The following is a 25078-nucleotide window of genomic DNA, read 5'->3' as shown; positions in this document are numbered from 1 at the left end:
GGGGCTGAGTTTTTGAATTTAATACAATGGCTAGATTTAGTAGTAGCTATCTTCACTTTACCCGCTGCATATATTGGTGCTAGAAAAGCTCTGACTTCGATCAAAACGAGTACGCATTCTTCAAAAATGGAGCAAGATTTTTCAAATCGTTTTTTAATAATTGAAACACGATTAACTAATACCGAGCAGGCTGTACAAGCCGTATTACATGATTCGTTATACAAACAATGTACACATTGTATTGTTCGCGGGTCTGCAACCGTTAGTGAATTAGACAATATTGAACATTTATATAGTGGCTACAGTGGTGTTGGTGGAAATGGAACAGGCAAAGCATTATATCAGAAGGTAATGAACTTACCAGTAATTAATGATTCACAATTAATAGACAAGGAGCACAATAATTAAAATTAGCTTCAACTATAAATTTGCAAAAGCAAGGAGATTAGTATGGATTTTTTGAATAATTTGAATTTGGGCACTGGGACCGAAATAGTCGGGATCAGTGCTATTTGTTACGCCGTGGTTCAGGCGTTTAAACAAACTAAGTTTGGCAATCACTGGTTACCGTGGCTATCCATGGGCGTTGGTGTAGCGGCTGGTTTGGTGATGGGCGTTGTCCAAAAGGACACTCATTTGGCTTCAGTTGCAGTATTAGGTTTTCTAATTGGCGCGGCTACTGCTGGTTTATTTGACGGATTTAAAGCGCCAGCTGTAGTAGTTAAGCAGAAAAATATAGGTGCGACACCGATTAATTCACCGAATAGTGAACTCGTGGAGAACGCCCAAGATATTGTTAAATCAACAAATAATAGGCATTTTGATAAAGTGGGTGGTGAACAACATGACTAACTTTGCAGTGGATGTTTCTAGTTATCAAGATTCTAGTATTGATTTCTTTAAACAATTCAAACAAGCAGGTGTACAAACAGCCATCATTAAATTAACGCAAGGCTCACCCGTCGGTGATAACTATCTTAATCCTAAAGCTGGTGAACAAATTAAATCAGCTCAATCCACTGGTATGAACGTGTCCGTCTACCACTATTTTAAAGGGCAGGGATACGCAGACTCACAGAATGAAGCTAAGTTCTTCCTATCTAAGGTTCAGGCTTTTGGATTACCTAAGTCAACAGTCTTAATTTGTGATGTTGAAGACCCGAGTTTAAATGCCAAGTCGGTCATGAACGACGTTAATGCGTTCATGCAATATTTAATTAATGCTGGTTACACTAATGTGGGACTGTATAGCATGGCCAGCTGGTTTAATGGCGGTATTTTAAATGCGTGGACTTATCCGTTATGGGTTGCAAGTTACGGCTCAAATACTTGTGGCGTGAATGGAAATGTTCAGGCGTGGCAATACACCGACAACTGGTCGGGCCAGTCGGTTGATATGAGTTACGATTACGGTCTGTTTAATAGAAAGAAAGTAGCCGAAAAACCACTTAAATCTCACGAAAATGTTGTAGTTACTAAAAATCAAACCTATACCCGTGAGAAATTCGGTATGTGGCTCAATCAAAAGATTGAACCTAAAACTCAATGGAAATCGGGCGGCATTATTGGCATTGATAACCAACCAGCATATTTAGTAGCTGGTGGGACCTATTTAATGCAAAATGCCACCGATCAAAACGGCATTGCTACTGTGCATTCTTATTTATCTTCAAAAGCGCCGTTGATTAATAAAAAGGGTAACTATATACGGACTGTGATAAACGGCAATGTTTATAAATTTAGTAACTTTATCAAAATCAACGATAGTTGGTGCTATCAAGTAGCTGCTAATGAATATCTACCCGCACTTTATGCGGTTGGTAGTGGTAAATAACAAAAAGCTCCCAATGCGGGAGCTAATACATATATGATTATTTTTGATGGTATAATTACTTTAACTTTAATGCTAAGTAGGAAATTAAAAAGTGAAAAAAATTTTAGAAGCAATAGAAGACATGTATGATTGCTTAATTGAGATTTCGGACGTTTTTAAAGAAAAATTTATTAATAATAAAAGTAGAGTAATCAAAATATCAGGTAAAAGTACTTTATATAATGACCTGTATGAAATAGTTGATAATTTGTTAGTAGACTATAAAGGTAAGATTTTTGCTTTTGTTGTAAAAAAAATGTTAGCAATAGTAATTTTAATATATTATGTTTTAATTATATTAGGAGCAGTTTTTATTAAAAGAAAACTATTTTATAAGTGGATTATATCTTATATTGTCTTTTTGTTTTTATTGTTTATTTGGATGAGTATAAAACCTCAAAAATTTAATTTAAATATTGAAGATTACGAATATGTGTATAAGCCTATCTATTATGAACTTTACGAGTTTGATGATAGAGCAATTTTAGAATTAGTAAAAGAATGTTCATCTTCTCAAAAAGATCGTTTAACTAATACTATAAGTAATATTATAAATTATATTCTTACTGGAGTAATTGGGGCAATTTGTATATCAAAAATACAAGATTTAAGAACCCACACATTTGAAGTGGTTATGGTTTTAATATGCATTTTTTTGAATGTTTTGACTATTCTATTTTTTTCTTTTAAATCAGAAACTTATTATTTTAGTACTAGGGGTCAAAAAGAGAAAATCTTAGAGAGCATTTTAAAAGATATATACTTGAATCGCAATGTAAAATAGATGATATTCAATATCTAAATAATATTTCTGCTTAATTTACGACAGACTGTAGTTTGTTAATAATTTAATTGTTAAGATGTGACCATTATGTGACCATTTTTTTAATTAAATACTAATAAATAAACGTTTTTTGGCTTTTTATAATCCTGTACTCTCCTTTTAGACGCGTTTTTTAAAGGCTTTTAAGCCTTTTTTATTTTGCTTAAAAGTGGTATGGATGTTGTTAAATCAACGTTTGTAAGATGCTTTTTAAAAAGGTTCTATGTAAAGCAGTGTTGATAATTAATTTTTTAGCTAACTAGATTAGTAATTGGTCTAGTTAGTTTTTTTTGTTTACTTTTCAGTCGTCATTTTTTAATTCTAAGCTATTTTTGGGTATCTTAAAGGTACCCAAGCTGTTGGGCTTTTAAAAATTATTTAATTGTTATCGTTAAATCTGTAAAGTGGGTAAACATTCCAGTTTAATGCGTAAGCGGAAATTATCCCAATTGCGAAAACCATAACTAGTTCGTTTGATTTTCTTGATCTTACTATTCAGACCTTCGATAGCACCATTATTGTACTCATAGCGACAACTATTGAGAACTGCTGTTAAATGCTTACGCAATGATTTAATTGTTTGGTCCATCTCATTATGCAGAGGTCGATAGTCATTCAAAATAGTTTTCAAAAGATGAGCATTTCGCGTTTTCACAGCGGTTAATAGCTGTTGGTAAACTTCATAAGCAGCTTGAAACTGACAGTCTAAGGCTAAACCAATATGCAATAAATTGACTTGCGTGTCATAATAACCAACTTTGGTTTGATAATTCATTTTTTTAGCTTCCAAATTTTCAAAATTAGTTAAAAACAGCCGCCAATAACCTTTTAAGATCCAATAGTCACGACTCCTGTGGACACAGCCTTCCATTACCCGTTTACGAATGGAGTTCAGTGACCGATTAGCCATTTGTACTAGATGAAAACGATCAAGGATGATTTCTGCGTTCGGGAATAGTTTGGGAATAAAATTAATATAGGCAGCATTCAAATCAACGACAATGGTCTGCACTTGTTGCCGATTTTCTAAAGAAAACCGTTCAAAATAGTGTTTCAGATCTTTAGTTAATCTGGTGGGTAAGGTATCTAATAAACGGTGACTTTTGGCATCCATCAAGATAAAACTATAATTCTTTAAAGCTTTAAATTCATCAAACAAAAGATGTTTAGGTAAACGATAAGTTGGATAGCCTAACAATCGCTGATAGTTTTGGTTTAAGACATTTTGCACAGTGGTGGCTGAAACACTATATCTTTGGGCAATATCTTTGAGTGACTGATTTTTGCGTGCAGCCAGGGTTACACAACGATAAACATTTAGGGCAATATGACAATGTGGTTTGACAATATCAGTTTGCGCGACTGTTGTGGAATGACATTGTCGACATAAAAATCGTTGTTTCTTTAGAACTAGATATGATAATTGACAGTGATTGTCTGGTAGTAAAATACGAACTTTTATAGTTCCATACTTAACTATGTTTCCAGTAAAACCACAATTAGGACAACGTTTTAGAGGATAAGATAAAGTAGCATGAAACACCAAAGCACTCTTACCATTAATAAATTGACGCTTAACAGATTCAAAATTAATGTTTTGATCTTTAATTCCAAGAATTAAACTGGTAGAATAATTATCTAAGGGCATTGTTTTTTCCTTCTTTCAATAGGTTTAGACGACTAAATTGTAACATAGGGAGGCAATGTTCTTTTTTGTATTCCAAAATAAATTGGTATACATAAAAAAGTGCCGATGAAATCACTCATCAACACTCAATATTATAGAACCTTTAAAAACAACAAAGTGTTTAAGAACTTTTAAATTTAAAAAGTTTTGGCACTAATTTGGCACCAAAACTTCTTGATTATTTTCGCTTTATTCTAGGCTATCGAGGACATTTTCGATTTCTTGATCAGCTTGAGTTTTGTACTCATCAATCAAATATGAGTACACTCTGATAGTTGTGGTCATGTCTTTATGTCCTAAGCGCTTAGAGATAATGTATAAATCAATTTTCTTATATAGTAGAAAAGCAACGTGTATGCCTTAATGAATGAAAATGAAAACCTTGGCGATTAATACCAGCTGCTTGTAATGATTGATGCAATGTTTTGTTAACGGCAGCAGAAGTTGGCACCGTTTGGTACTGATCAATAAAAACTTGTTTAGTTTTATCACTGTGATCTAATTGCTTTAAAATATCTAAGATTGTATTGTTCACTCTAATAACTCGTTTGGATGATTCATTTTTTGTTTCCTTGAATTGCTTTAAGCCTTCATGCCATGACCGTTTAACTGTAATAGTTTTGAACTGAAAGTTAATATCGGACCATTTTAAGCCTTGAATTTCTCCTAGACGCATATACCCGGTATAGATCGCCAATAAAATCATGTATTTAGATGTAAAGTGAGGGTTAAGAGAATTGGTTAAACAGTCAACTAATTGTTTTAAATCATTCATATTTAAGTATTCAATTTTTCGTGTTCGGTTTTTATCGTACACAACAGTAACGTTTTGAATAAAATCTTTCTTAATGGCACCATCGTATAAGGCGGATTTTATGCACGCATGAACAAGAGAATTAATTTTATTGATAGTTGACTTGGAATGGTTAGAACCGAAATTAGATAGGAATTCTTGGTATTGCTGGCGGGTAATTTCTTCAATAGGATATTCATTAAAGTATTTTTGTAAAACATGGTAGGCATGAGTATATGTTTTTTGAGTACGGTCAGTTATGTTAGGCTTTTTGTACGTCTTGTACCAGTTCCAAAAGTACTCGGGCAAAGTTAATTTACCAGAAGTTGAAATTGGACCATCGGAGGCTCTAGCTCAAATTCATTGGCATATAGTTGAGCTTCTTTCTTTGTATCGAAGCCGCCTTTATTTTTACGTTGGTAATTACCGTTTGAATCTTTGTAGCTAATGCGAGCCATCCATTTTTTGCCTTTTTTAGTGAATGTTGCCATTGAATTTACCTCCAATTATTTGTTAAAATGGTACACGAAAAGCGCATACCATATGTATGTTTTTCAGTTTAGTCATATCCTTGGCTTGGTAGGTGAGGGATGTGGCTATTTTTAATTGTTAGGGTACCATTTGTATTGATGATTATCCGTCATTTTAGAATGACCAATTGCATGTTTATCTAACCAAAAATACAATGAGTATCCTTTTTGATCATTAGCAGGTTTGTAATTGGCGTCTGACATTGCAACACCTGCACCAACTACACCCTGAACTTTTTCTGCTATTTGACTTTTTGAATTATCATCTAAACTATTGAAATCAATATTCACATAAACTTTTGTGCTGTCAGTGGTGTATGTTATTTTTTGGATATAATTAGAATACTGATACCTTGAATCACCGTTGGAAAAATCTTTTTGGTCGTCCGCTAATAGTTGATTGATATTAGCATTGACTGATTTTCCCACCTTTTCTTGCTTGTCTTTTTTTGCAGCTTCTTTGCGATCTGCTTTATTACTTTCCTCAACTTCTTCATCAGTTAATCCATTATTTGATTGTTTAGAAGTTTTATATGTGAAAAATGGGACTATAATAATCCAAATTGCAACTATAGCAGCAACAGATGAAATCTTAACTATATTTTTATGAGCTACAGCATTCCTATTTTTAAACCAATAGTATATTACAAACAAAGATACAACTGCAATTAAGATTAAAATCAATGTAAATATCCAATTATTTTGTATCTGAAATATGTCATAAATTAAATACACTAGAGACATGAACATTAATATTTCCGATGTATAGACTATTTTATTACTCCAATTTAGTGAATAACATAAATATAAAATTATTCCTAATAGTATTAAAACTATTGTTGCAATTAATACGTTCATAAATTACTCCTCAGTCCATTTTTTAGCAGATTGAATAATTTTATTAGAATAATTCATCAAATCTAGAGGATGATCAAAATTCAACTCTGTATTTTCATCGTTATTTAAAACTATGAAGTTTCTATTGGTTTTAAAGTAGATTCTAATAATCCATTTTCTGATATTGTTATCTAACAAGACATTAAAGTATGATTTGTTGTCACGATAAAATATTCTATTTGGGTCAATAAGATTTTTCAAAATCACTTTGGAAACTGTATAACTTTCTATTTCTTCAGGAGTAGTAATAATTCCGTCGTTTGTATCATCTTTCTTATCAGCTGAGTCTTCAGAAATTAGCTCTGTATCGGTAACGGTTTGATTTAAAGCGTTGCTTAATTTTGAATTAACAGATTCAGATATGATTTGAGAAAAACCTTTTGAAATTACGTCTTTAAATTGTTGAATAACAGATTTTGTTCTAACACCATCGTAAATGTGTGAAAGCTAATTTGACAAAATCATCCTGTGGTTCGTTAATTTGTTGCTGTAAATATTCTTTTGCTAATCCAACATATTTTAAATCTGATGCACTATTCATAATTCTATTGACATCAAAATTATCTTTAGTAAATTTAAATAGTTCAGTAATCTGTGAATCCTTGATGTGATTTAACTCTATTGTTAGAAACGGTGTGTTATCCATCACATTGGGTTCTTCTAAATCAGTGTAAAATTTGAACTTATTTCCATTGGTAAGGATGCCAAATTTTGCATTAGTAGCAGTAAAGTATCTAAAAAGTTGAGAATAATCTTTGGACAAGTCATTGGGAAATTCTTTAGCTTCGATTAATATTTGAACTTCATTGTTAATTATTATGGCATAATCAACACGTTCACCTTTTTTGCTTCCAAAATCCGCAGTAAATTCTGGTACAAATTCAGTAGGATCAAAAACGTTATAACCTAATGAAGAAAAAAAGGCATAATTAATGCATTTTTAGTTGCTTCTTCGTTATTTAATTGGTCAGAGAATTGATCAATCTGATTAGATAAATTTTTTATTTTGTTGTAAAATTCAGATTTATCCATAGTAGTACTCCCCCTCAATATCAGCTTTTAAAGTATCCCCTAAAGGGGAGTTGTAACTATTGTGGATCGTGGTTCTTAATTTTTGATTGGTACTCGTCAATGTCAGATTCAACATCGAACTCAGCTTGACTTGCTTTGTCTCTTTTCGATGTTAGTTTCTTACTTTTCTGTTTTTCAGTCTTGTACAACTTTTGGTATTTCGAATATTGAGCATCCAAATGCTTTTGCTGTGAGCTAGTGCAACCAGCAGTTGAGAAGGGGAGTACTAAAATTGCTAACATTAAAATTAATTTTTTCTTCAATTTATTGTCCACCTTCCCACTTGCAGAGAGTGTAGCCTTCAGCTATCGCTTGCTGTTCAGTTATTTGCTGTTTGCTGCTTGCACGATTTAATCCACGGCAATTTTGGTCATAGTGATACTTTCTACCAGACCCAGGAGCAATCCAGACCATTCTACCGTTTTGGTTATTAGCCGGTTGAGAATTGGTGTTCTGCTGTTGCTGGGTGGCAACTTGCTGCTGTTTCTTTTGCTGTTCTGCCTGCTGAGCTTGTTGCTGGCGTTGAGCTTCTTCTTGCTGTTCCTGCTGGTCTCTTTGAGCTTGTTCGGCTTTTTCTTGCTGTTCTTTTTGTTCTCTCTGTTGCCGTTTTTGCTCTTTTTTCTGCTCGGCTTGCTGTTTCTTTTGATCAGCTTCTTGTTGGAATTGGCCTTGTTTCTGATGATAGTCAGCTTTTACCTTTTTTAGTTGGCCATCTTTGTCAGATTTTTCAGCTATTAAATTTATACGTTGATGTCTTAATTTATCATTGTGCTCTTTGGCACCTTTATATTTCTGCTGCATAGCTTGCACATCAGTGGCAGAGTAGTGAGTTTGTTGTGAATTGCCACCAACACTAACTCCAATGGGTAAAAGTACAATGGTTGAAAGAATCAACTTCCAACTAAAATGTTTTGTCTTGAAGCTTTTGTGTAGTAAATAAAGTACATAAGCAGTAATTAAAACTAAAATGAACCTTAGCATTTTCCTTACTCCTCCTAAGTATTAAGATTTTGCCAATTTGGTTACTATCCACAGAAAAATCCATAGCACGCCAAAAATCCAGAAGAACGCGTTAGGCAGGCTAAATATAGGGCTAAGCCAGATACTCCAACCACACATTTCTCTAATGACTTTCAATCCACTAAGGTCGGTGCCATCACTGCTACTTGATTTCTTAGGTGATGATGTTTGAGCTTTAGCAGCATGGCTTGATTTAGTTTGAGCCTGAACCTTAATAGGGACTACCTCAGGCTCTTTATTTGAAGTAGTAGCAAATTGATGACCATTTGGCTTTGCTGATGATTTCTTTTTGGGTGATGTCACTGCATCAGCTATTACTTTTCTAGTGTCAATCGTTGTTTTCTGGTAGATGTCGTTGTAGATTTTTCTTTTGGGGTGAGCCCAACCCATGCCTTTTTGACCATATCCGGGTATGACCGCTTTCTTAACTGATCTAGTAACTCTGCCTTTGGTTCTGGCACTAATTGATTTCTTGATACTGGGTTTCCTAAAACCAACTTTGACCATTGTATTCACATCCTATTGTTATTGATTGTTGTAATTTAGTGGAACTTTGAGCGTGCCTAAATCAGTATTACTTTCTTTATCTTTAGCTCTAAATAATAATGGATTATCTTTATTAGCAACTTCTAGAGAAGCAACACTCTGCACAGTTGCTTTAGGCTTTATCTTGCTTTCAACACTGTCATTGCTCATTTGAGTATAATCGGGGTGGGCATCTTCCCAATCAATATCAACTATGCCTGTTTTAGTATCTTTATAAGCATCACCGTCGTCTTGTTCAAAATCTCCAGCATCTAATAATAGATTGTAGGGTTCTTTTGCTTCATCGGACAGGTTTGTGACTGTGTAGTATGCAAGAACTACTATATCGCCTTCATATCCCGGTACTATTTGAGCACTATTAAATTGAATTTTTTCATTACTTGTGACAACAGTCATATTCTTTTTGTCAATATGAGGCTCTTTTGCTAAAGCATTTTTCATAGTTTTTACCCAATGGTTAACAGAGGATACATATTTATCATATTTCTTTGAGTTTTCATTTATTTTTAGTGACTTTCTTGCTTTAACTTCACTTTTTTCCCATTGCATTTGTTCTTTAGCGGTTTTATCAAAGTTATCTTTTTCAATATCACCGACCCACTTATTAGATGCCTTTGACATTTCAACCAACTTTTTAGTTTGAAGCTTATTTATTGAGTTGTCTTTTATCTTTTTAATGATTTTATTATTTGCTTTGATCATTTTGTTGGCTTGGGGCTTCATTAAATTTTTGTCAATTTTGGCGCTGTCAGAGTACTTATCTAATAAATCGGCAGTCATATTAACTTCTTTAAAAAGATAGTCTTGAAGTTCTGACTTGCTGATTTTAGTTTCTTGCTGTTGGCTGTTATTGCTACCACAGCCCGCTAATAAGCTAGCAGCCATTATCCTATGACTGATGCTTTTAATACATTTTTCACTTAAATTTCCCCCTCAATTCAGCTTTTAAAGTCGTCAGTATTTGGACTAACGTTAAAAATTAAAGATTAATGTGATATATTTATTAGCTCTAATTTATAACCGCTTACATATTTGAACGGATAAACTTCATAAATTGCTTTTGCACAACAGGCTCTAAATCGCTTGGAATGCAAAAGTAGTTCATAAAATTAATCATATTCAATTGATCTAAATCTTTATCTTCGGCGTAAACAGAAAGCAGTAGGTTGATAGCTTCAATATTGGCTTCAAGCTCAATTCCATAATTGCAAGTTGAATATTCAAGAACAACTTTCTCACAATGATTGCACAGAATGTGCCCAATCTCATGACAAAGTTGAAAAACTATTTGATGGGGATTTGTCGCATTTAAATTAATAATTGCAATTCTGCACTTTGCAAAAGAAACGGACGGTGTATTGCCGCTTAATTCTTTGGTAAAGTACACTTTGATATTTTTAGACCGTGCATAATCTAAAAAGTAATCAATCCAAACATTATTCATCATCCTTAAGGGCGCTCCTCAGAATTCTTTTAATAACCTTTAAATCTTCTGGCGGAATAGGTTTGCCCTCAAAAGTCATTATTGAATTTTCGTCAATGTCTAACAAATCATCGTCTTCATCATTAATTTTTCTTTTGCTATTTGTTCTGCCTAAAAGATAATCGGTTGAGACGTTAAAGTAGTCGGCTACTTTTTCTAAATTTTCAGCTTTAGGTGACGTTTTGTCCCATTTTCTAATTTGACCGTTCGATATATTAACTGCTCTTTCTATTTCAGCCAAAGTTACGTGATGCTGATTAGCAAGGTCTTGAATCCTTTGCTTTACAGACATTAAAAGTTCAACTCCTATTTTTGGGCTAACAAAATAATAAAAGAGCTATTTATCTCTTAGCAATTATCTTAAAAGCTATTATATTATGTTTTGTAAGCTAGATTGATAGCTAACAAGCCATATACAAAAGCAGCTATTTTCAACGTTTCCCGACGGTTTAGTAGCTTAATAGGCTTTATTTAACTATGTCTTGATAATAGTTTAAAAACTATTGTGTGTCAATAGATTAATCCAAAAATTATTAGATGTAGCTATCTAATTAGCTTACTACATAAGTCTAAATGATTATGTGTCGTTCTTTTAAAACTGAATATTTACATATTTATTTACTTGAATTTGCTTCAAAAACAGAATTAAAGTTCTTTGGTCGGTTGATAGTTGATTAATATCATAAGCTAAAACATATTGATTATGAGTGGCAATGATATGAACCTCAAAATTAGGACAGATTTTTAAACTTTAACTTAGGACTAATTTCCGATACTCAATCGGAGTTAGTCCTTTTAATTTATATAAGGTGAAAATAAACCACAAGTTTTACTTGTGGGGGTCAGAAATAGCTTTAGCGTTAAAAACTCCCTTTCGATATAATAGTTTTTGGCTGTCAACCAATGCTGCTATCGAAAGGGAGTTTTTCTAATCTTGAAATAAGATACTGATAGCCTAGCACATACGAGATGGAATTGTAAGTATCATATTATTTTTACACCAAAATATCGTAGAAAACATTCTAAGCTTAGTGGTGGATAGATAATTCGACGGAATTATTTATTCACCACTTTTTGTATAATTAAAAGTGGGTATGAAATTGATAAGTCGAAACTTTCTTTGGCGCCAGACGCCGCAACCAAAACTGGCAATTTCATAATCTTATCTAAATCTGTTCGAAAAATGTTGGACGTAAAACGTCGTGTATAGAAAATTAGATTGATAAGTCCGTTTCATATCATAAGGTGGTATTAATTATGCGAGTAGTATTTGGCATTGATGTTAGTAGTCAATCTTCTAATGTTGCAGTATTTGTTGAAAAACAGGTGATTAAACAATATAAAATTAGCAATGATTGCTTGGACTTTGAACAATTGTTAGCCGATTTAAAAACAATGAATCAACCAGAAATTGTTTTTGAAGCCACTGGTGTTTATTCACGGCGTTTACAAGCTTTTCTATCAAATAATCATTATCAAGTACATCTCTGCTTAAATCCTTTACAGGCCAAGAAACAAATTGACAAGTTACGACCGTATAAAACGGACCGCGCTGATGCTTATAATTTGGCTAAAACTCAATTTGTTTTGAATAGAGTCGCACAATATCAACAAGATCCGTTATATAGAATTAAGAGATATGAGTCGTTTTTACCAGGAATTAACTGCTGATTTAATTAGAGCTAAAAATCGGCTGCATCGTATCTTACAATTGACTTTCCCGGAAATTGAACATTTATTGAGTTATCCGCGCGATGAGATGTATTGGAATTTAGTTCAATTATTTCCCGTAGCTAGTTTGGTTAAGAAACAAAATTTAAACAGTTTGACTCAGATTGTTTTAGCTTCTACACCGAAATCTATGTCACAGAAACGTGCTCAAATCATCGCACAAAATTTAATGGAGATAGCACAAGTCTCTTATTCAGCAGTGGCTGATAATTCACTTGATATTGATCAAGTAAAATATCTAGCACAAGAAGCTCAGAGATTATTTCATAAAAAGGCTGAAGTTATCCAGAAAATGAGTCAATTAGCGCAAGAATTACCTGAATTTGAGATTTTATTTAGTGTTCCTGGAATCAGCGAAGTCAGTTCTAATTTAATAATCGCCGAATTAGGAGATATTAGACGTTTTAAATCGCCTAACAAAGTTAATGCCTATAATCGGCATTGACCTACGGCATTATGAATCAGGCAAATATTTAGCGGATGAACACATTAGTAAACGGGAAAATAGTTACGCACGCAAGATTCTATATCGAACCATTATGAATATTGTCTCGACGGGAACACATCCTTCAAGCAGGAATCATATCTGTGACTTTTATCAAAGCAAAAAAGCAATCTTCGGGATCAAAAATGACCAAGAAGATTGCAATAGCTGCGATAAACCGCCTCATCAGACTAAAGATTTATTTAAATATAATATAGATTTAAAGAAAGTATTGGATCCTTTATTATTATAATTGGATTCTATGTTTCCACCGCATAAAAAGTCCATAGTATTTAAAGAATATGTTTATAGAAGTAGATCAGTAATTATTTCTCGCTTTATTCTGAAAACTATAAGATTATGTCTAATAATGATGATAAAAATAAAAAAATATTACGTGAAAAATCTAAGTTGAATGCTATTAATGATATCTTTAAGAAAGATTCAGACGTTTTGCATTTTAAACACCAAAATTTAGATACATCACAGTATTTAGAACAAATGATTTTATTAAATTGTACAAGAAATAATCAGAGGTTGTTTAAAAAAATAGATTCATTACATTTGTTTTGTATAGATGTTTTACCTGTTATTACAAAATTAAATTTAGATGATTTATCCATGAATCAAAAAAATGAATATTTACATTTGATAAATGATTTGAAATAATTCTGTATAAATTTAATCAAGCAAGCATTCATTATTCTTTAAAATTAGTTGTTAAAATAGATTAAGCTTATTAGTGATTCTGATTAAAAATAACCGAGCTAAAAAAGTTAAATTGGTTTAAAACTAATTTGTTCCTAATTTTAATGTACTACTCTCAAATAATGTCAGTCTTCGTTTGAAATTTTTTAGTAAGGAATTATGTAGTTTACAATTGATTTATATCCCATTTGATGATCTTTTAAGGCTAAAAATTTCAATTCACAAGATTATTGTTTGACGTGGCCTTGAACTAAAATCTCTTTCCCAGTGACTAAATGTCTGCTACTTTTTGATTTTTCTAATCACAATTTTATGTTCAGTATTTCTAACCTAAACTTTTCAAAAAGCGCTACAATATGATTCATAAAGATTATGTCAAAAGGAGTGGTGATTAAATGTGTACTAATATTAGTATTCAAGCAACTAATGGTGATGTTTTTTGGGGTCGAACAATGGACTTTACGTTTGATCCATTCAAAGATAGTGTTAAAACACAAATTACAGCTTATCCTGCTCAAAGTAAATTAGAAGGACTGGTTGAAACGTGGTGTGCTAAATATGCCTTTATGGGTATTAGCATGAACAATTCGTTGTTTTTCTATGATGGGATGAATAGTGCTGGAGTCGTTGGAGATGCTCAATATTTAGAAGAATGTAGTTGGGCTAGTTCTGATGATTTAAAACAACGTGGTTTACATCCCTTAATTGGTGAAGAACTTGTAGCTTACGTCTTAAGTAATTTTGGCAGTGTGGCTGAAATCAAGTCGGCGTTTGCAAAAATGGGGTTATTGGAAACTCAATATCCCGCTTGGGAAAACGCACAGACTGGAATTGTTGGTCCAGTGCCGATGCATTACACATTCAGTGATGCTAGTGGGGACAATGTTGTCCTGGAACCGGTTAAAGGTGGAGCTTTCAAGATTTATGATGGTATTGGTGTAATGACTAATAGTCCTGAGTATTCTTGGCATATTGATAACTTACGTAACTATTTACAACTAACTAATCATAATTTGGGCTATAATCAACTATCAAATAAGTTAAAAGTTCAGCAAATTGAAAGTGGTTCGGGACTAATTGGTTTGCCAGGAGATTATACGGCACCTTCGCGCTTTGTGCGCGGAACTTATTTAGCTAATTTTTTAGATCCATTTACTAGTGAACAAGGAATCACTCAACTCTATAATTTATTTAAAACTGTGATGATTCCTAAGGGAATTGAACATGTTAAAGTTGATAGTGAAAATAGTGATTATACAGGTTATTGGATTGGTTATGACGTTAAACGGCAAACTTTATATTTACAACCAGAAGATACGCCTACATTGACACAATTTACCTTGCCAACTAATTTAACTAAAAAGATTGATTTACCAATTAATCATAAATTTAAAGCGGTAACGGCTGAGTAATAGTAATGATGAATTTATCCATGCAAAATTGAGACGGATATAAGAGTATTTAGTCTAAATCTTAAAAGCAATGTAACTTTGATTTTTATCAGGTACATTGCTTTTTTTTATTGTCTATTTCTATTTAAAAGTCACTGTTAGAATTTGTTTGAATTTTTTACTATTCATTTTTTAAGTTGTTGCCGTTGACAGTCTGGTGAGCTTTTGGTTAGTAAGAACTCAAAGATATTAAAAAAAACAATTGACAAAAAATCATTAATAAATTATTGTTTACATTGTAACTTAAGATTACAATGTAAAATTGGAGGTATTACAATGAATGTCTTACAGGTAAATCATGTGTCTAAAACTTATCAGAATAATAAACAAGCTTTAACCAATTTGAGCTTTAATGTAAGAGAAGGAGAGATTTTAGGATTTTTAGGTCCTAATGGGGCTGGTAAGAGTACGACAATTAGAATTATTGCAACTTTACTAAAGGCAGATAATGGTTCAGTTATTTATTTTGGCAATAAGAATTTGAAGTCCAAGGATATCAAACGACGCGTAGGAATTGTTCCGCAAGAGATTGCAATTTATGAAAATTTATCAGCTTATGAAAATGTGAAATTTTTTGCAGCATTGTACGGAATAAAAAAGAAATTACTAGATAAAAAGGTCATACAAGCTTTAGCTAAAGTAGGATTGCTTGAACGAAAACATGACAAAGCAGCAACTTTTTCCGGTGGAATGAAGCGACGTTTAAATATTGCTTGTGCAATTGCTCATGAGCCAGAATTGATTATTTTTGATGAACCAACAGTAGGAATTGATCCACAATCACGTAATCATATTTTAGTAGCCATTAAAGCAATGCGCGATGCTGGAGCAACAATTATTTACACGACCCATTACATGGAAGAAGTACAGCAGATATGTGACCGTGTCATTATCATGGAGGGTGGTCAGGTTTTACTTAATGATAATTTGCAGAATATTTTATTAAAATATTCCGATGCACACAATTTGGAGGATGTCTTTTTAACTTTAACTGGTAAAAAATTGCGTGATTAACGTGATTAAAAAGGAGAAATTCATGCTAACAATTATGAAACAAGATTTGCGCAATTTATTAAATAATAAACCTATCATGTCTTATTTAATTATTTATCCACCATTACTTATTATGGTGTTCGGTTTTGTCTGTAACAGTATATTTAGCGGTGATGTCTTATCATCTTATGATTATTATGGTGTAACGATGATCGTTTATTTATCTATGGCAACAGTCATTATCTTGCCCGAAATGCTATTTGGCAGTCATGTCAAATTAGCTAATCGCAGGATCATTTACACGCCAATTTCTCGGACAACAATTTATTTATCGAAGTTAATTGTAGCCATCACAGTTTCTTATCTAATCTTGGCCTTTTATCTGCTTTTATTTAATATTACAGGGTTAGTTAACTTTGGAGGTGGTGAAATTAAGTATCTATTGCTGCTAGATTTGGCCTTTGTTACTTTTTCAATTACCTTGGGTGGGGCCTTTTGTGTCTTATTTAGAAGTGAAGATTTAGCAACTAAATTATTAAATCTATTAATTAACGTTTTGGCAATAATATCAGGCTTATTTTTTCCAATGACGGTTTTGGGTAAAAAAATTGCACAAATTGCTAATTTATCGCCAATTTCGAGGGTAGCAAATAGTTTTTTTAATTTGATTTATGACCATAATTTGGGACAGATCTTCATTACAATTAAAATTCTGTTGATTTGTACAACTGGATTTTTGTTGATCATTCATTTGTTATATCGACCAGAAAAGTTTAAGGAGTAAAAGAATGATAATTTTAAAAAATAACTTTTTGCGCTTTGTGCGTACCAAAAGTTATATCGTATTGACAGTCCTCGTTTTATTGGTTATGACAATTGCTTCAGCATATTTTGTGACGATGCCAACGCCGCAAACTGAAATTGGAGTTTTGCCAAGTGCAAACGAATTATTGTCAACAAAACTTGATACTAAAAAAATATCTTTTAAAAAAGTGACGCAAAGTCATTATTATTTTCAAAATTTAATTTTGGGTAAATATGATGCTTACATTACTAAAAATAAAAAAGGTCAATATCAAGTAACAACGATTCGAAATATGGGTTTAAGGCAACAGCTCAATTCTTTTTTGAATTACGGTCAAGAGCGCACCAAGGAAAAACAAACTAAGCACACTTTTAAAATTTTATGTAGTATTTTGGCTTTAAGTACGATGATGCTGGCAATCATTTTGACTAAATTTTATTTCGATGATCGTGATGGTCTAGATCAGCGAATTTTTGTCAGTGGGGCATCACCATTTTCGTATTTTATGCAAAATTTACTGTTTAATTTCTTGGTTTTATTTGGGCTTAGCGCTTTTAGTGTAACGACGGTCTTACCAATATTTAATATTGAATTATCGTTAGCATTATTTGTGATAATTGGCTTAATTAGTCTTTTTTCTTCTTCATTTGGTTTAATGTTAGGAACTTTAACTACCAGTAATGAAAAAGCTTTAAGCATCGGAACCATGCTAACAACTTTAACATTATTATTATCAGGTGTATTTTTTAAAATTAAAAAGTATTCTATTCAAGCAATCATACAATATTTTTTTCCGCAACATTATATTGCTAATTTAGGAAAATATTTAGATGGCAGCTTGAAAATCATATTTTCAGTCATAATGATGCTGATTTATATTGCCTTATTAGTGGTAATCTCGCTAAGTATGCAAAGAAAAAGAGTGGAAAAACAATGACAAAAACGAAGCAAATTATTAGTTTTATTGGTTTGACAATTGCAATGTTTATGGGAACTTTGGACAGTACGATTGTAAATATTGCTTTACCCGATATCATGAAGCAGTTTAGCTCGAATTTAAATAATACGAGTTGGATTACAACGATTTATACTTTAGCGCTAGCCGTATTTATGATTACAGGCTCTAAGTTAGCCGATCAATATGGTAGGAAAAAGGTAATGCTAATTGGTTTATTGATTTTTGGCGGCTTTTCTGCTGCCTGTATGTTTGCGTCTAGTTTACTAGCCTTAATTATTTTTCGCTTTTTTCAAGGAATTGGTGGTGCCATTATTACACCAATCGTTTTACCCATGGGAGTTGAACTTTTTGGTAAAGAAAATACTTCTAAGATTTCCAGTATTGTAGGGGCAGTGACTGCCTTAGCAGCTGCTGGTGGACCACCAATTGGTGGTATTATTCTACGAGTTAGTTCTTGGCGCTTAGTTTTTGGTATCAATGTTCCATTAGCGATTGTTGCTGCTATAATTATTGCTATTTTGGTCGATGAATCATACGATGATACTTTAACTGGTAGGATAGATTGGCTAGGAATGCTGATTTTGTCATTAGGATTAGTTGGTATTGTATTTGGATTACTAGAGGGAAGGCAATTTGGTTGGACTGCACCTGTAATTATTTTTTCATTAGTAGCGGGCTTTATAACATTAATTGTCTTTTACTTGATTGAAAAACAAATTTCCTCACCATTAATTGAATTTAGTTTGTTGAAAGAGCAAACGTTAACTGCTTCCGGTTTGGTTTATTTTGTTACTGGGTTTTCACTAGTGTGTCCAATGCTAATCATTAATTATTTTTTGCAGGATGTATTGAACTATCAACCATTACATGCAGCTTTTATTATTATGCCAGTTTCGTTGACTGTTATGATTGCAATGCCCTTAGGAACCAAAATTTTGGATGCGATGAATGCTCAAATAGTTACTTTTATGGGATTAATCTTGATCTCATGTAGTTTGTTTTTATTATCGTTAGTTAAAACTAATACTCCGACAATCATAATTGTGGTGTTTTTAATTATTAATGGTTTTGGATTTGGTTTTTCTTCGGTATCATTAGTAGCTGCCGTTAAGTACTTACCGCAATCTAAGACCGGTGTTGGGTCTGGAATTGTTAATGCAATGCGGCAAATTGGTACTTGCTTGGGGGTGGCACTGTTAGTAACTGTTTTGAATAATAATGTTAGTAATGCCAAGGATGAAATTAAAACTAATTCCAACCAAATTGTCAGACAACATCAGTTGGCACCTCAGGTTAAAGCTACTGCTATTAGTGATATTAATAAAGTCTTTAATAGTAAAAATGATAAAATAAGTATTAAGTCAGTAACTGAAAATATCAAGAAATCAGCTACTCAAACATCTCAACTGCCAGTTCCTAAGAATAATAGTGCATTAAATAAATTGTATAAAGTACAAAAAAAATTAGCAGCGAACAATCATAATTTGACTATCGGACTCCGTCAATTTAAAAACCAAAGTACGTCAGCGACTAGCATGGTAAAGTCACTAATTAAGGGAGCAGATGTATTGGCTACTGGTCAGGATGATATTTTAATAGAAATTAAATTGTTGGCACAAAAACAGGAGTTACAATCAGTTTTAGTTACTATTAATAAGCAAAGAAATCAAAAATTAGCGCAAGCATTTAGTCAAACTTATTTGCTGGCTGCTTTCATTGTTCTTATTTGTGCACCGATTACCTGGTGGACTGACCGTCAGCTAAAATAATATTTTATTTTGCCAAGAACTGTTATTTGCGGTATATTTGCTTTAATTGAGTTCAAGTGACTGTAAGAAGGGAACTAATTAAAGTGGCTGAAAGACCAACCAAGGAAACATTGAGTAAAGCATATATTTTACAAGTAGCACTAGATTTAATTGATCAAAATAGTTTGAAAAAATTTACAATGCGTAAACTAGGGATGGAGCTAGGCGTATCAGCTATGGCTGTCTATCGTTATTTTCCAAATCAAAAAGTTTTATTTGACAATTTAGTTGAACAAATTTGGCAAGATGTTTTGACTGTTAAATTGGACGAGGGCTTAACCTGGCAAAAGCAATTGATTAATTTAATGTTACATTTACGTCAAGTATTAATGAAACATCCACATGTTTTACCATTAATTTCGACTAGACCCATTGTGACTGCTAAAGAGTTTGCATTGGTCGAGCAAATATTAACTAATTTTGTCAAACTAGGTTTAGATATTAAGTCAACGACAATTTTTTTAATTAATTCACTAACCTTTTATACAATTGGTTTTGTGTGGGATGAAGCTGTTGGCAAGGAAAATACAAATCTTGACGTTGATGCACTAGCAAATTTTCAGACAAATTCGATAGCTTTAAAAAAATTTATGCAGCCGTTGCAGAAAAATCAGAATCAATTTACAGCTGATGATCAATTTTTGATGGGAATCAAAGCTATTTTGAATGGTTGGAAGTAGCTTTTTATTGAACTTTTTCTAATTTTTGATGGTTATTAATTGTAATCACAATTAATGTTTTTTAATTCTTTAGTTGACATTTAATAAAAATAATTATATGATTTCACCTAACGAATATTAAAAACAAGTTGATCAGGGGAAGTAGTTGGTTTAATCTTGTACAGAAACTTCCGGTAGTTGAGATGGAAGCTGGATTGCTGATGAAAATGACCTGTGATTGGTGCGCTGAGTCAATTGATAAGGTGGCAATGGTTGGTACTCTTTATTGTACACGCATATAGGTTTGATTGTATGTTGTTGAGGGGTATTTCGATACTCAAAATAGAATGGTACCGTGGCCGAGGTCGCTTCTATCTAAATTCCACATGGAATTTAGATAGAAGCGACTTTTTTGTTTTTATTATTCAAAAAATAAATTACTGAGGTGAAAATGATGAAAAAACGGAGTAAATTAATTAAAACTTTTTTAGTAACTAGTATTGCCACGTTACTTTTAATAGTGACGGGATGTGGACAACAATCGCAGGAAAAAACGGTTAAAGTAGGGATTAATAATGCTGATACACCAATTTGGAAAATTGTTCAAAAGAAAGTTAAAAAAGATAATATTAATTTAAAAATTGTTGAATTTTCAGATTACAACCAACCCAATACTGCATTGTCACAAAATGAGCTAAATATTAATGCTTTTCAACATCAATATTTCTTAAAAAATTGGAATAAAGCTCATCACACTAATTTAGTGGCGATTGGCAAAACAATGATTCAACCAATGGCAATTTACTCCAATAAATTAACAAAATTAAGTCAATTAACTAATGGCGCTAAAGTAGCAATTCCGAATGACAGTTCTAATGAAGCGCGAGCTTTACAATTATTGGCAGCAGCAGGATTGATTAAATTACAAACTAAGAAATCGCAGTTGCCATCAACTAAAAATATTATTGCTAATCCGCGGCATTTGAAATTTCAAGTTTTAGATGCTGCTCAAACAGCACATTCATTGGGTGATGTGCAAATTGCCGTAGTTAATGGCAATGTGGCGAGTGCCGCTAAATTAAGTCAAAAAAAATTAATCTATCGGGAAAAAGTATCACAACAATCCAAACCATGGATTAATGTGATTGTAGCAAATCAAAAGGATCAGCATAACGCAACTTATAAAAAAGTAGTTAAAGCTTATCAAAGTGATGATGTTTTAAAAGAAGTTCATAAAATTTATGGTTCCAATGCTGTAGCGGCTTGGAAAGTGAAGTTTTAATAATTGAGAGGAGCTTTAACTATGTTGCAATTACAAGATGAAATAATTCAAGAATCTTTACAGCAATTATCTGCTTATATTGCTTTGCCTTCAGTTTCAGCAAAACATCAGTCTCAGAGGCAAACGGCAACTTTTTTAAAAGATTTATTAGAGCAGCAATTGTCTGCTCAAGTCCAGGTTTTAACTGATTATTCAGCACCACTGGTCTTCGCTCAAATTAAACCACAGCAGCCCAGTGCGACAACTTTATTGATTTACAATCATTATGATGTGCAGCCAGAAGAACCATTGGATTTATGGCAATCACAGCCTTTTACACTTAAAATTACTGAGCAGCAGCTTTTTGGACGGGGAGTGGCTGATTGCAAAGGTGATTTGATTAGTCGGATCACTGCTTTAAAACTTTATCATCAAGAATATGGTGACTGGCCATGTAACGTGAAGTTTTTAATTGAAGGTGAAGAAGAGGTGGCCAGTGAACATCTAGCAAAGTATTTGACCAAATATCATGATTTATTAGCAGCTGATTTAGTTATCTGGGAATCTGGTAGTAAGAATGATCATGAACAATTCAGTATTGAAGGTGGTAATAAGGGGGTTTTATGTTTTGAATTGACAGCCACTTCCGCTGCTAGTGATTTGCATTCGTCTTTAGCAGCAGTAGCTGATAGTGCAACTTGGCGCTTGATTCAAGCTTTGACGGCCTTACGAGCCACAGATGGCACTATTAAAGTACCCGGATTTTACGATCAGGTAGTACCTCCGAGTCAAATTGAACAACAATTAGTTGCACAGGCACCGACCCCTAATTTAATTAAAAAATGGGATTTGCGTTTACCTTTATTGAAAAATTCTAGTGTTAATTATAACTTGACCTTTGCTCCAACAATCAATATCGAAGGAATTAGTAGTGGTTGGGAAGGTACTGGTGTCAAAACAGTGACTCCGCGCCAAGCACAAGCTAAGTTAGAATTTCGCCTCGTACCAAATCAAGATCCGCAAATAATTTTTCAACAGTTACAAACTTATCTGCATGATCAGGGTTTTAGCGATATTAAAGTAACATATCTCTTAGGCGAACGTGGTTATCGCTGGGATTTACAAAATCCATTAGTACAACGGCTAATTACAACGGCTAAGAAAGTTTATGGTCAAAAGCAAGTAGTGGCTTTGCCTTCGAGTGCAGGTACTGGTCCTATGTATTTATTGAATAAATATACTAAGGCACCAATTGTTTCTTGTGGTGTTGGTTATAGTCAGTCTGGTCCCCATGCCCCCAATGAAAATATTCGAATTACCGATTATTTACAGTTTATTGAATTTTTTAAACAATTTTTAAGTGAGTTGTAGGATTAATATGGTAGATGAAACAGCAATTATTAAATTAAACAATATTTCCGTAACTTTTTATGATCAAGAACAAGCAATTAAAGCCGTTCAAGATGTTTCTCTAACAATTAATCGCGGGGATGTTTTTGGTATTATTGGTTATTCAGGAGCTGGTAAAAGTACTTTAGTCCGGGTTATTAACTTATTACAACGTCCTACAAGTGGGGAAGTTTTTGTCAATAATCAAAATTTATTAACTTATAGCTCGAAACAATTGCGTTTAGCACGACAAAAAATTGGAATGATTTTTCAACATTTTAATTTAATGGCTTCACGTAGCGTCTTTGGTAATGTGGAATTTCCTTTAATTAATACGAAAGTTCCAGCGTCTAAACGACGACAAAAAGTTAATCAATTATTAGATTTAGTAGGTTTAGCAGATAAAGCTGATGCTTATCCTTCCCAACTTTCAGGTGGACAAAAACAACGTGTGGCAATTGCTAGAGCATTAGCTAATGATCCGCAAATTTTAATATCTGATGAAGCAACCAGTGCGTTGGATCCGGAAACAACGGCTGAGATTTTAACATTATTAAAAGACCTAAATCAAAAACTTAATTTAACCATCGTAGTTATTACACACGAGATGGAAGCTATTAAACAAATTTGTGATCATGTAGCAGTAATGGATCAAGGACGTTTAATTGAACAGGGGAGCGTTTTACAAATTTTTGGTCAACCACGACAAGTTTTAACGAAAAAATTTGTAGATTCTGCGACCCAATTGGGACCTGTTCTACAAGAAATTAAGCAGCGACACTTAGTTAAAGCGCAAACTAATAATTTAATTGAATTGGATTACTTTGGTGACATAACTAATGATCCAATTGTCGTAGATTTGTATAAAAAATTTGGTGTTGAAGCTAACATTTTGTTTAGTAATATTGAGCAGTTACAAGGTACAACGGTGGGGATCATGCTATTAGATTTGGATGGTAGTCAGCATGATATTAAGCAGGCATTAGCTTACTTGAATGAATTACAGGTAACAGTTAAACCACTTAATTTGGCGAAGGAGGTTAAAGGCGATGCAACATTTGATTAATACGTTCTTACCCAATGTAGTTGCTAATTGGTCGGGAGATAACGGTTTTGTAGTCGCTATTTATCAAACTTTGTACATGACTTTTATTAGTGCGATATTTTCTGGAATTTTGGGCTTAGTTTTAGGCTTAGCTTTGGTAGTCATTGCCGATAACGGTATTTTACCGCATCCAAAATTTTATTATTGTTTAGATAAAATAGTTAATTTATTTCGCTCTATTCCCTTTGTAGTTTTATTAGCGGTGATTGGTCCCTTTACTAAATTGATCGTTGGTCAAACCATCGGGCCAACTGGGGCGTTAGTTCCATTAATTGTTGGAACGTCTCCTTTTTTTGCACGTCAAGTTCAACTAGCGTTAGTTGACGTTGATTCAGGAGTAATTGAAGCTGCTCAGGCAATGGGCAGTTCTTCTTGGCAAATTATTTATCGTGTTTATTTAAAAGAAGGGCTACCTGAATTGGTACGTAGTGCTACGCTAACAATGATTAGCCTGATTGGATTAACAGCGATGGCTGGCGCCATTGGCGGTGGTGGTTTAGGCAATATGGCCATTGCTGTTGGCTATCAACGCTTTCAAAATGATGTTACTTTTGTTTCATTAATTTTGATTTTAATTTTAGTTTTCATCGTACAAGGAATTGGCGATTATTTTACTCGAAAACTCAAGCATTAGATTTTTTGCAAATAAAAATTTTTGAAAGTAAGCGATGAATTGCTTCTAAACTTCAATGTGTTAACATTGGAACTTGAAAACCAAGAGTTTTAAAAAAGTAATAAAATTATAGGTTTGGAACAGCCTTGTTAAATTAGGATCAACCGCTACTAAGTTTCAACATAAAGCTTAGCAAGTTAAGTCTGTTCCAATAAATTCGGGACTTTAGTGCCGTACCTTCACATAAACTGAAGCTAAATAAAAGTTATTTAATGGTGCTCTTAATTAGATTAAATCTCAAAAGCTTGATTGATGGTGTTAATTTTGTTAGGAATGACCGTTGACTTTTAGAATAAAATTATTGTCTTAGCTTTGGTTTTTTATTTTTAA

At 33.0% G+C, this 25078-nt stretch carries 24 protein-coding genes and 4 pseudogenes; 17 read left to right on the top strand and 11 right to left on the bottom strand.

The features are described 5' to 3' along the window. Positions 1–12 precede the first annotated feature (12 nt). The 4 genes from AC3B7A_RS00540 to AC3B7A_RS00525 all read left to right on the top strand — a co-directional run bounded on the left by AC3B7A_RS00540 (position 13) and on the right by AC3B7A_RS00525 (position 2657). Positions 13–408 (top strand): hypothetical protein, encoded by a 396-nt coding sequence (locus AC3B7A_RS00540; RefSeq protein ID WP_489755819.1) that lies wholly within the window; start codon positions 13–15, stop codon positions 406–408. 42 nt (positions 409–450) lie between these two features. Next, positions 451–852 (top strand): holin, encoded by a 402-nt coding sequence (locus AC3B7A_RS00535; RefSeq protein ID WP_489755818.1) that lies wholly within the window; start codon positions 451–453, stop codon positions 850–852. Continuing rightward, the gene (locus tag AC3B7A_RS00530; RefSeq protein ID WP_489755817.1) at positions 845–1834 is read left to right on the top strand and encodes a GH25 family lysozyme; all 990 of its coding nucleotides are present in this window, start codon (positions 845–847) and stop codon (positions 1832–1834) included. The genes AC3B7A_RS00535 and AC3B7A_RS00530 overlap by 8 nt, the downstream gene beginning before the upstream one ends. A 91-nt stretch (positions 1835–1925) precedes the next feature. Continuing rightward, complete coding sequence (locus AC3B7A_RS00525; protein WP_489755816.1) at positions 1926–2657, top strand: hypothetical protein; 732 nt, start codon at positions 1926–1928, stop codon at positions 2655–2657. Positions 2658–3087: 430 nt separating this feature from the next. Here the strand turns inward: AC3B7A_RS00525 and AC3B7A_RS00520 are convergent, their stop codons facing one another. The 11 genes and pseudogenes from AC3B7A_RS00520 to AC3B7A_RS00470 all read right to left on the bottom strand — a co-directional run bounded on the left by AC3B7A_RS00520 (position 3088) and on the right by AC3B7A_RS00470 (position 11015). Next, on the bottom strand, positions 3088–4344 hold the full coding sequence (locus AC3B7A_RS00520; RefSeq protein ID WP_489755255.1) for an ISL3 family transposase: 1257 nt from the start codon (positions 4342–4344) through the stop codon (positions 3088–3090). 228 nt (positions 4345–4572) lie between these two features. Then, a pseudogene (locus tag AC3B7A_RS00515) lies at positions 4573–5667 on the bottom strand (site-specific integrase). 111 nt (positions 5668–5778) lie between these two features. Next, positions 5779–6564 carry a hypothetical protein gene (locus tag AC3B7A_RS00510; protein WP_489755815.1) on the bottom strand — a complete coding sequence of 262 codons (786 nt, stop codon included), beginning with the start codon at positions 6562–6564 and terminating at the stop codon, positions 5779–5781. A gap of 460 nt (positions 6565–7024) precedes the next feature. Further along, positions 7025–7537, bottom strand: coding sequence for a type I restriction endonuclease (locus AC3B7A_RS00505; protein ID WP_489756506.1), 513 nt, complete (start codon positions 7535–7537; stop codon positions 7025–7027). Next, positions 7510–7635: a hypothetical protein gene (locus AC3B7A_RS00500; RefSeq protein ID WP_489755814.1), complete on the bottom strand. Its 126-nt coding sequence runs from the start codon at positions 7633–7635 to the stop codon at positions 7510–7512. The genes AC3B7A_RS00505 and AC3B7A_RS00500 overlap by 28 nt, the downstream gene beginning before the upstream one ends. A gap of 56 nt (positions 7636–7691) precedes the next feature. Then, positions 7692–7937, bottom strand: a complete 246-nt coding sequence (locus tag AC3B7A_RS00495; RefSeq protein ID WP_489755813.1) for a hypothetical protein — start codon at positions 7935–7937, stop codon at positions 7692–7694. A gap of 1 nt (position 7938) precedes the next feature. Further along, complete coding sequence (locus AC3B7A_RS00490) at positions 7939–8655, bottom strand: hypothetical protein (protein ID WP_489755812.1); 717 nt, start codon at positions 8653–8655, stop codon at positions 7939–7941. Positions 8656–8676: 21 nt separating this feature from the next. Further along, positions 8677–9201, bottom strand: a complete 525-nt coding sequence (locus AC3B7A_RS00485) for a hypothetical protein (RefSeq protein ID WP_489756574.1) — start codon at positions 9199–9201, stop codon at positions 8677–8679. Positions 9202–9219: 18 nt separating this feature from the next. Continuing rightward, on the bottom strand, positions 9220–10125 hold the full coding sequence (locus tag AC3B7A_RS00480) for a DUF5067 domain-containing protein (protein ID WP_489755811.1): 906 nt from the start codon (positions 10123–10125) through the stop codon (positions 9220–9222). Positions 10126–10264: 139 nt separating this feature from the next. Beyond that, positions 10265–10687, bottom strand: coding sequence for an ImmA/IrrE family metallo-endopeptidase (locus tag AC3B7A_RS00475; protein ID WP_489755810.1), 423 nt, complete (start codon positions 10685–10687; stop codon positions 10265–10267). Next, positions 10677–11015 carry a helix-turn-helix domain-containing protein gene (locus AC3B7A_RS00470; protein ID WP_489755809.1) on the bottom strand — a complete coding sequence of 113 codons (339 nt, stop codon included), beginning with the start codon at positions 11013–11015 and terminating at the stop codon, positions 10677–10679. The genes AC3B7A_RS00475 and AC3B7A_RS00470 overlap by 11 nt, the downstream gene beginning before the upstream one ends. A gap of 651 nt (positions 11016–11666) precedes the next feature. Here AC3B7A_RS00470 and AC3B7A_RS00465 point away from each other — a divergent pair. The 13 genes and pseudogenes from AC3B7A_RS00465 to AC3B7A_RS00405 form a co-directional block, all read left to right on the top strand. Further along, positions 11667–11741, top strand: a pseudogene (locus tag AC3B7A_RS00465) (IS200/IS605 family transposase); the annotation flags it as partial. A 239-nt stretch (positions 11742–11980) separates the two neighbouring features. After that, positions 11981–13156: pseudogene (locus AC3B7A_RS00460) on the top strand (IS110 family RNA-guided transposase). 142 nt (positions 13157–13298) lie between these two features. Next, on the top strand, positions 13299–13607 hold the full coding sequence (locus tag AC3B7A_RS00455) for a hypothetical protein (protein WP_489755808.1): 309 nt from the start codon (positions 13299–13301) through the stop codon (positions 13605–13607). A gap of 434 nt (positions 13608–14041) precedes the next feature. Beyond that, the gene (locus AC3B7A_RS00450; RefSeq protein ID WP_489755807.1) at positions 14042–15058 is read left to right on the top strand and encodes a linear amide C-N hydrolase; all 1017 of its coding nucleotides are present in this window, start codon (positions 14042–14044) and stop codon (positions 15056–15058) included. A gap of 315 nt (positions 15059–15373) precedes the next feature. Next, positions 15374–16057, top strand: a pseudogene (locus AC3B7A_RS00445) (ABC transporter ATP-binding protein); the annotation flags it as partial. A 76-nt stretch (positions 16058–16133) separates the two neighbouring features. Then, entirely contained in the window at positions 16134–16874 is a 741-nt protein-coding gene (locus AC3B7A_RS00440) for an ABC transporter permease (RefSeq protein WP_489755806.1), read from the top strand. Positions 16875–16878: 4 nt separating this feature from the next. Beyond that, complete coding sequence (locus AC3B7A_RS00435) at positions 16879–17832, top strand: ABC transporter permease (RefSeq protein WP_489755805.1); 954 nt, start codon at positions 16879–16881, stop codon at positions 17830–17832. Further along, positions 17829–19622 (top strand): MFS transporter, encoded by a 1794-nt coding sequence (locus AC3B7A_RS00430; RefSeq protein WP_489755804.1) that lies wholly within the window; start codon positions 17829–17831, stop codon positions 19620–19622. Before AC3B7A_RS00435 ends, AC3B7A_RS00430 begins: the two co-directional genes overlap by 4 nt. Before the next feature lie 83 nt (positions 19623–19705). After that, the gene (locus AC3B7A_RS00425; RefSeq protein WP_489755803.1) at positions 19706–20341 is read left to right on the top strand and encodes a TetR/AcrR family transcriptional regulator; all 636 of its coding nucleotides are present in this window, start codon (positions 19706–19708) and stop codon (positions 20339–20341) included. A 433-nt stretch (positions 20342–20774) separates the two neighbouring features. Beyond that, on the top strand, positions 20775–21602 hold the full coding sequence (locus AC3B7A_RS00420) for a MetQ/NlpA family ABC transporter substrate-binding protein (protein WP_489756505.1): 828 nt from the start codon (positions 20775–20777) through the stop codon (positions 21600–21602). Between the two features lie 21 nt (positions 21603–21623). Next, complete coding sequence (locus tag AC3B7A_RS00415) at positions 21624–22952, top strand: M20/M25/M40 family metallo-hydrolase (RefSeq protein ID WP_489755802.1); 1329 nt, start codon at positions 21624–21626, stop codon at positions 22950–22952. Between the two features lie 25 nt (positions 22953–22977). Then, positions 22978–24036 carry a methionine ABC transporter ATP-binding protein gene (locus AC3B7A_RS00410; protein ID WP_489756504.1) on the top strand — a complete coding sequence of 353 codons (1059 nt, stop codon included), beginning with the start codon at positions 22978–22980 and terminating at the stop codon, positions 24034–24036. After that, entirely contained in the window at positions 24020–24709 is a 690-nt protein-coding gene (locus AC3B7A_RS00405) for a methionine ABC transporter permease (protein WP_489755801.1), read from the top strand. The genes AC3B7A_RS00410 and AC3B7A_RS00405 overlap by 17 nt, the downstream gene beginning before the upstream one ends. Positions 24710–25078 lie beyond the last annotated feature (369 nt).

This window comes from Bombilactobacillus sp. ESL1202, from assembly GCF_058107125.1.
Note: the sequence above shows the minus strand (reverse complement) of the source record. Positions and strands in the feature narration are given on the sequence as shown.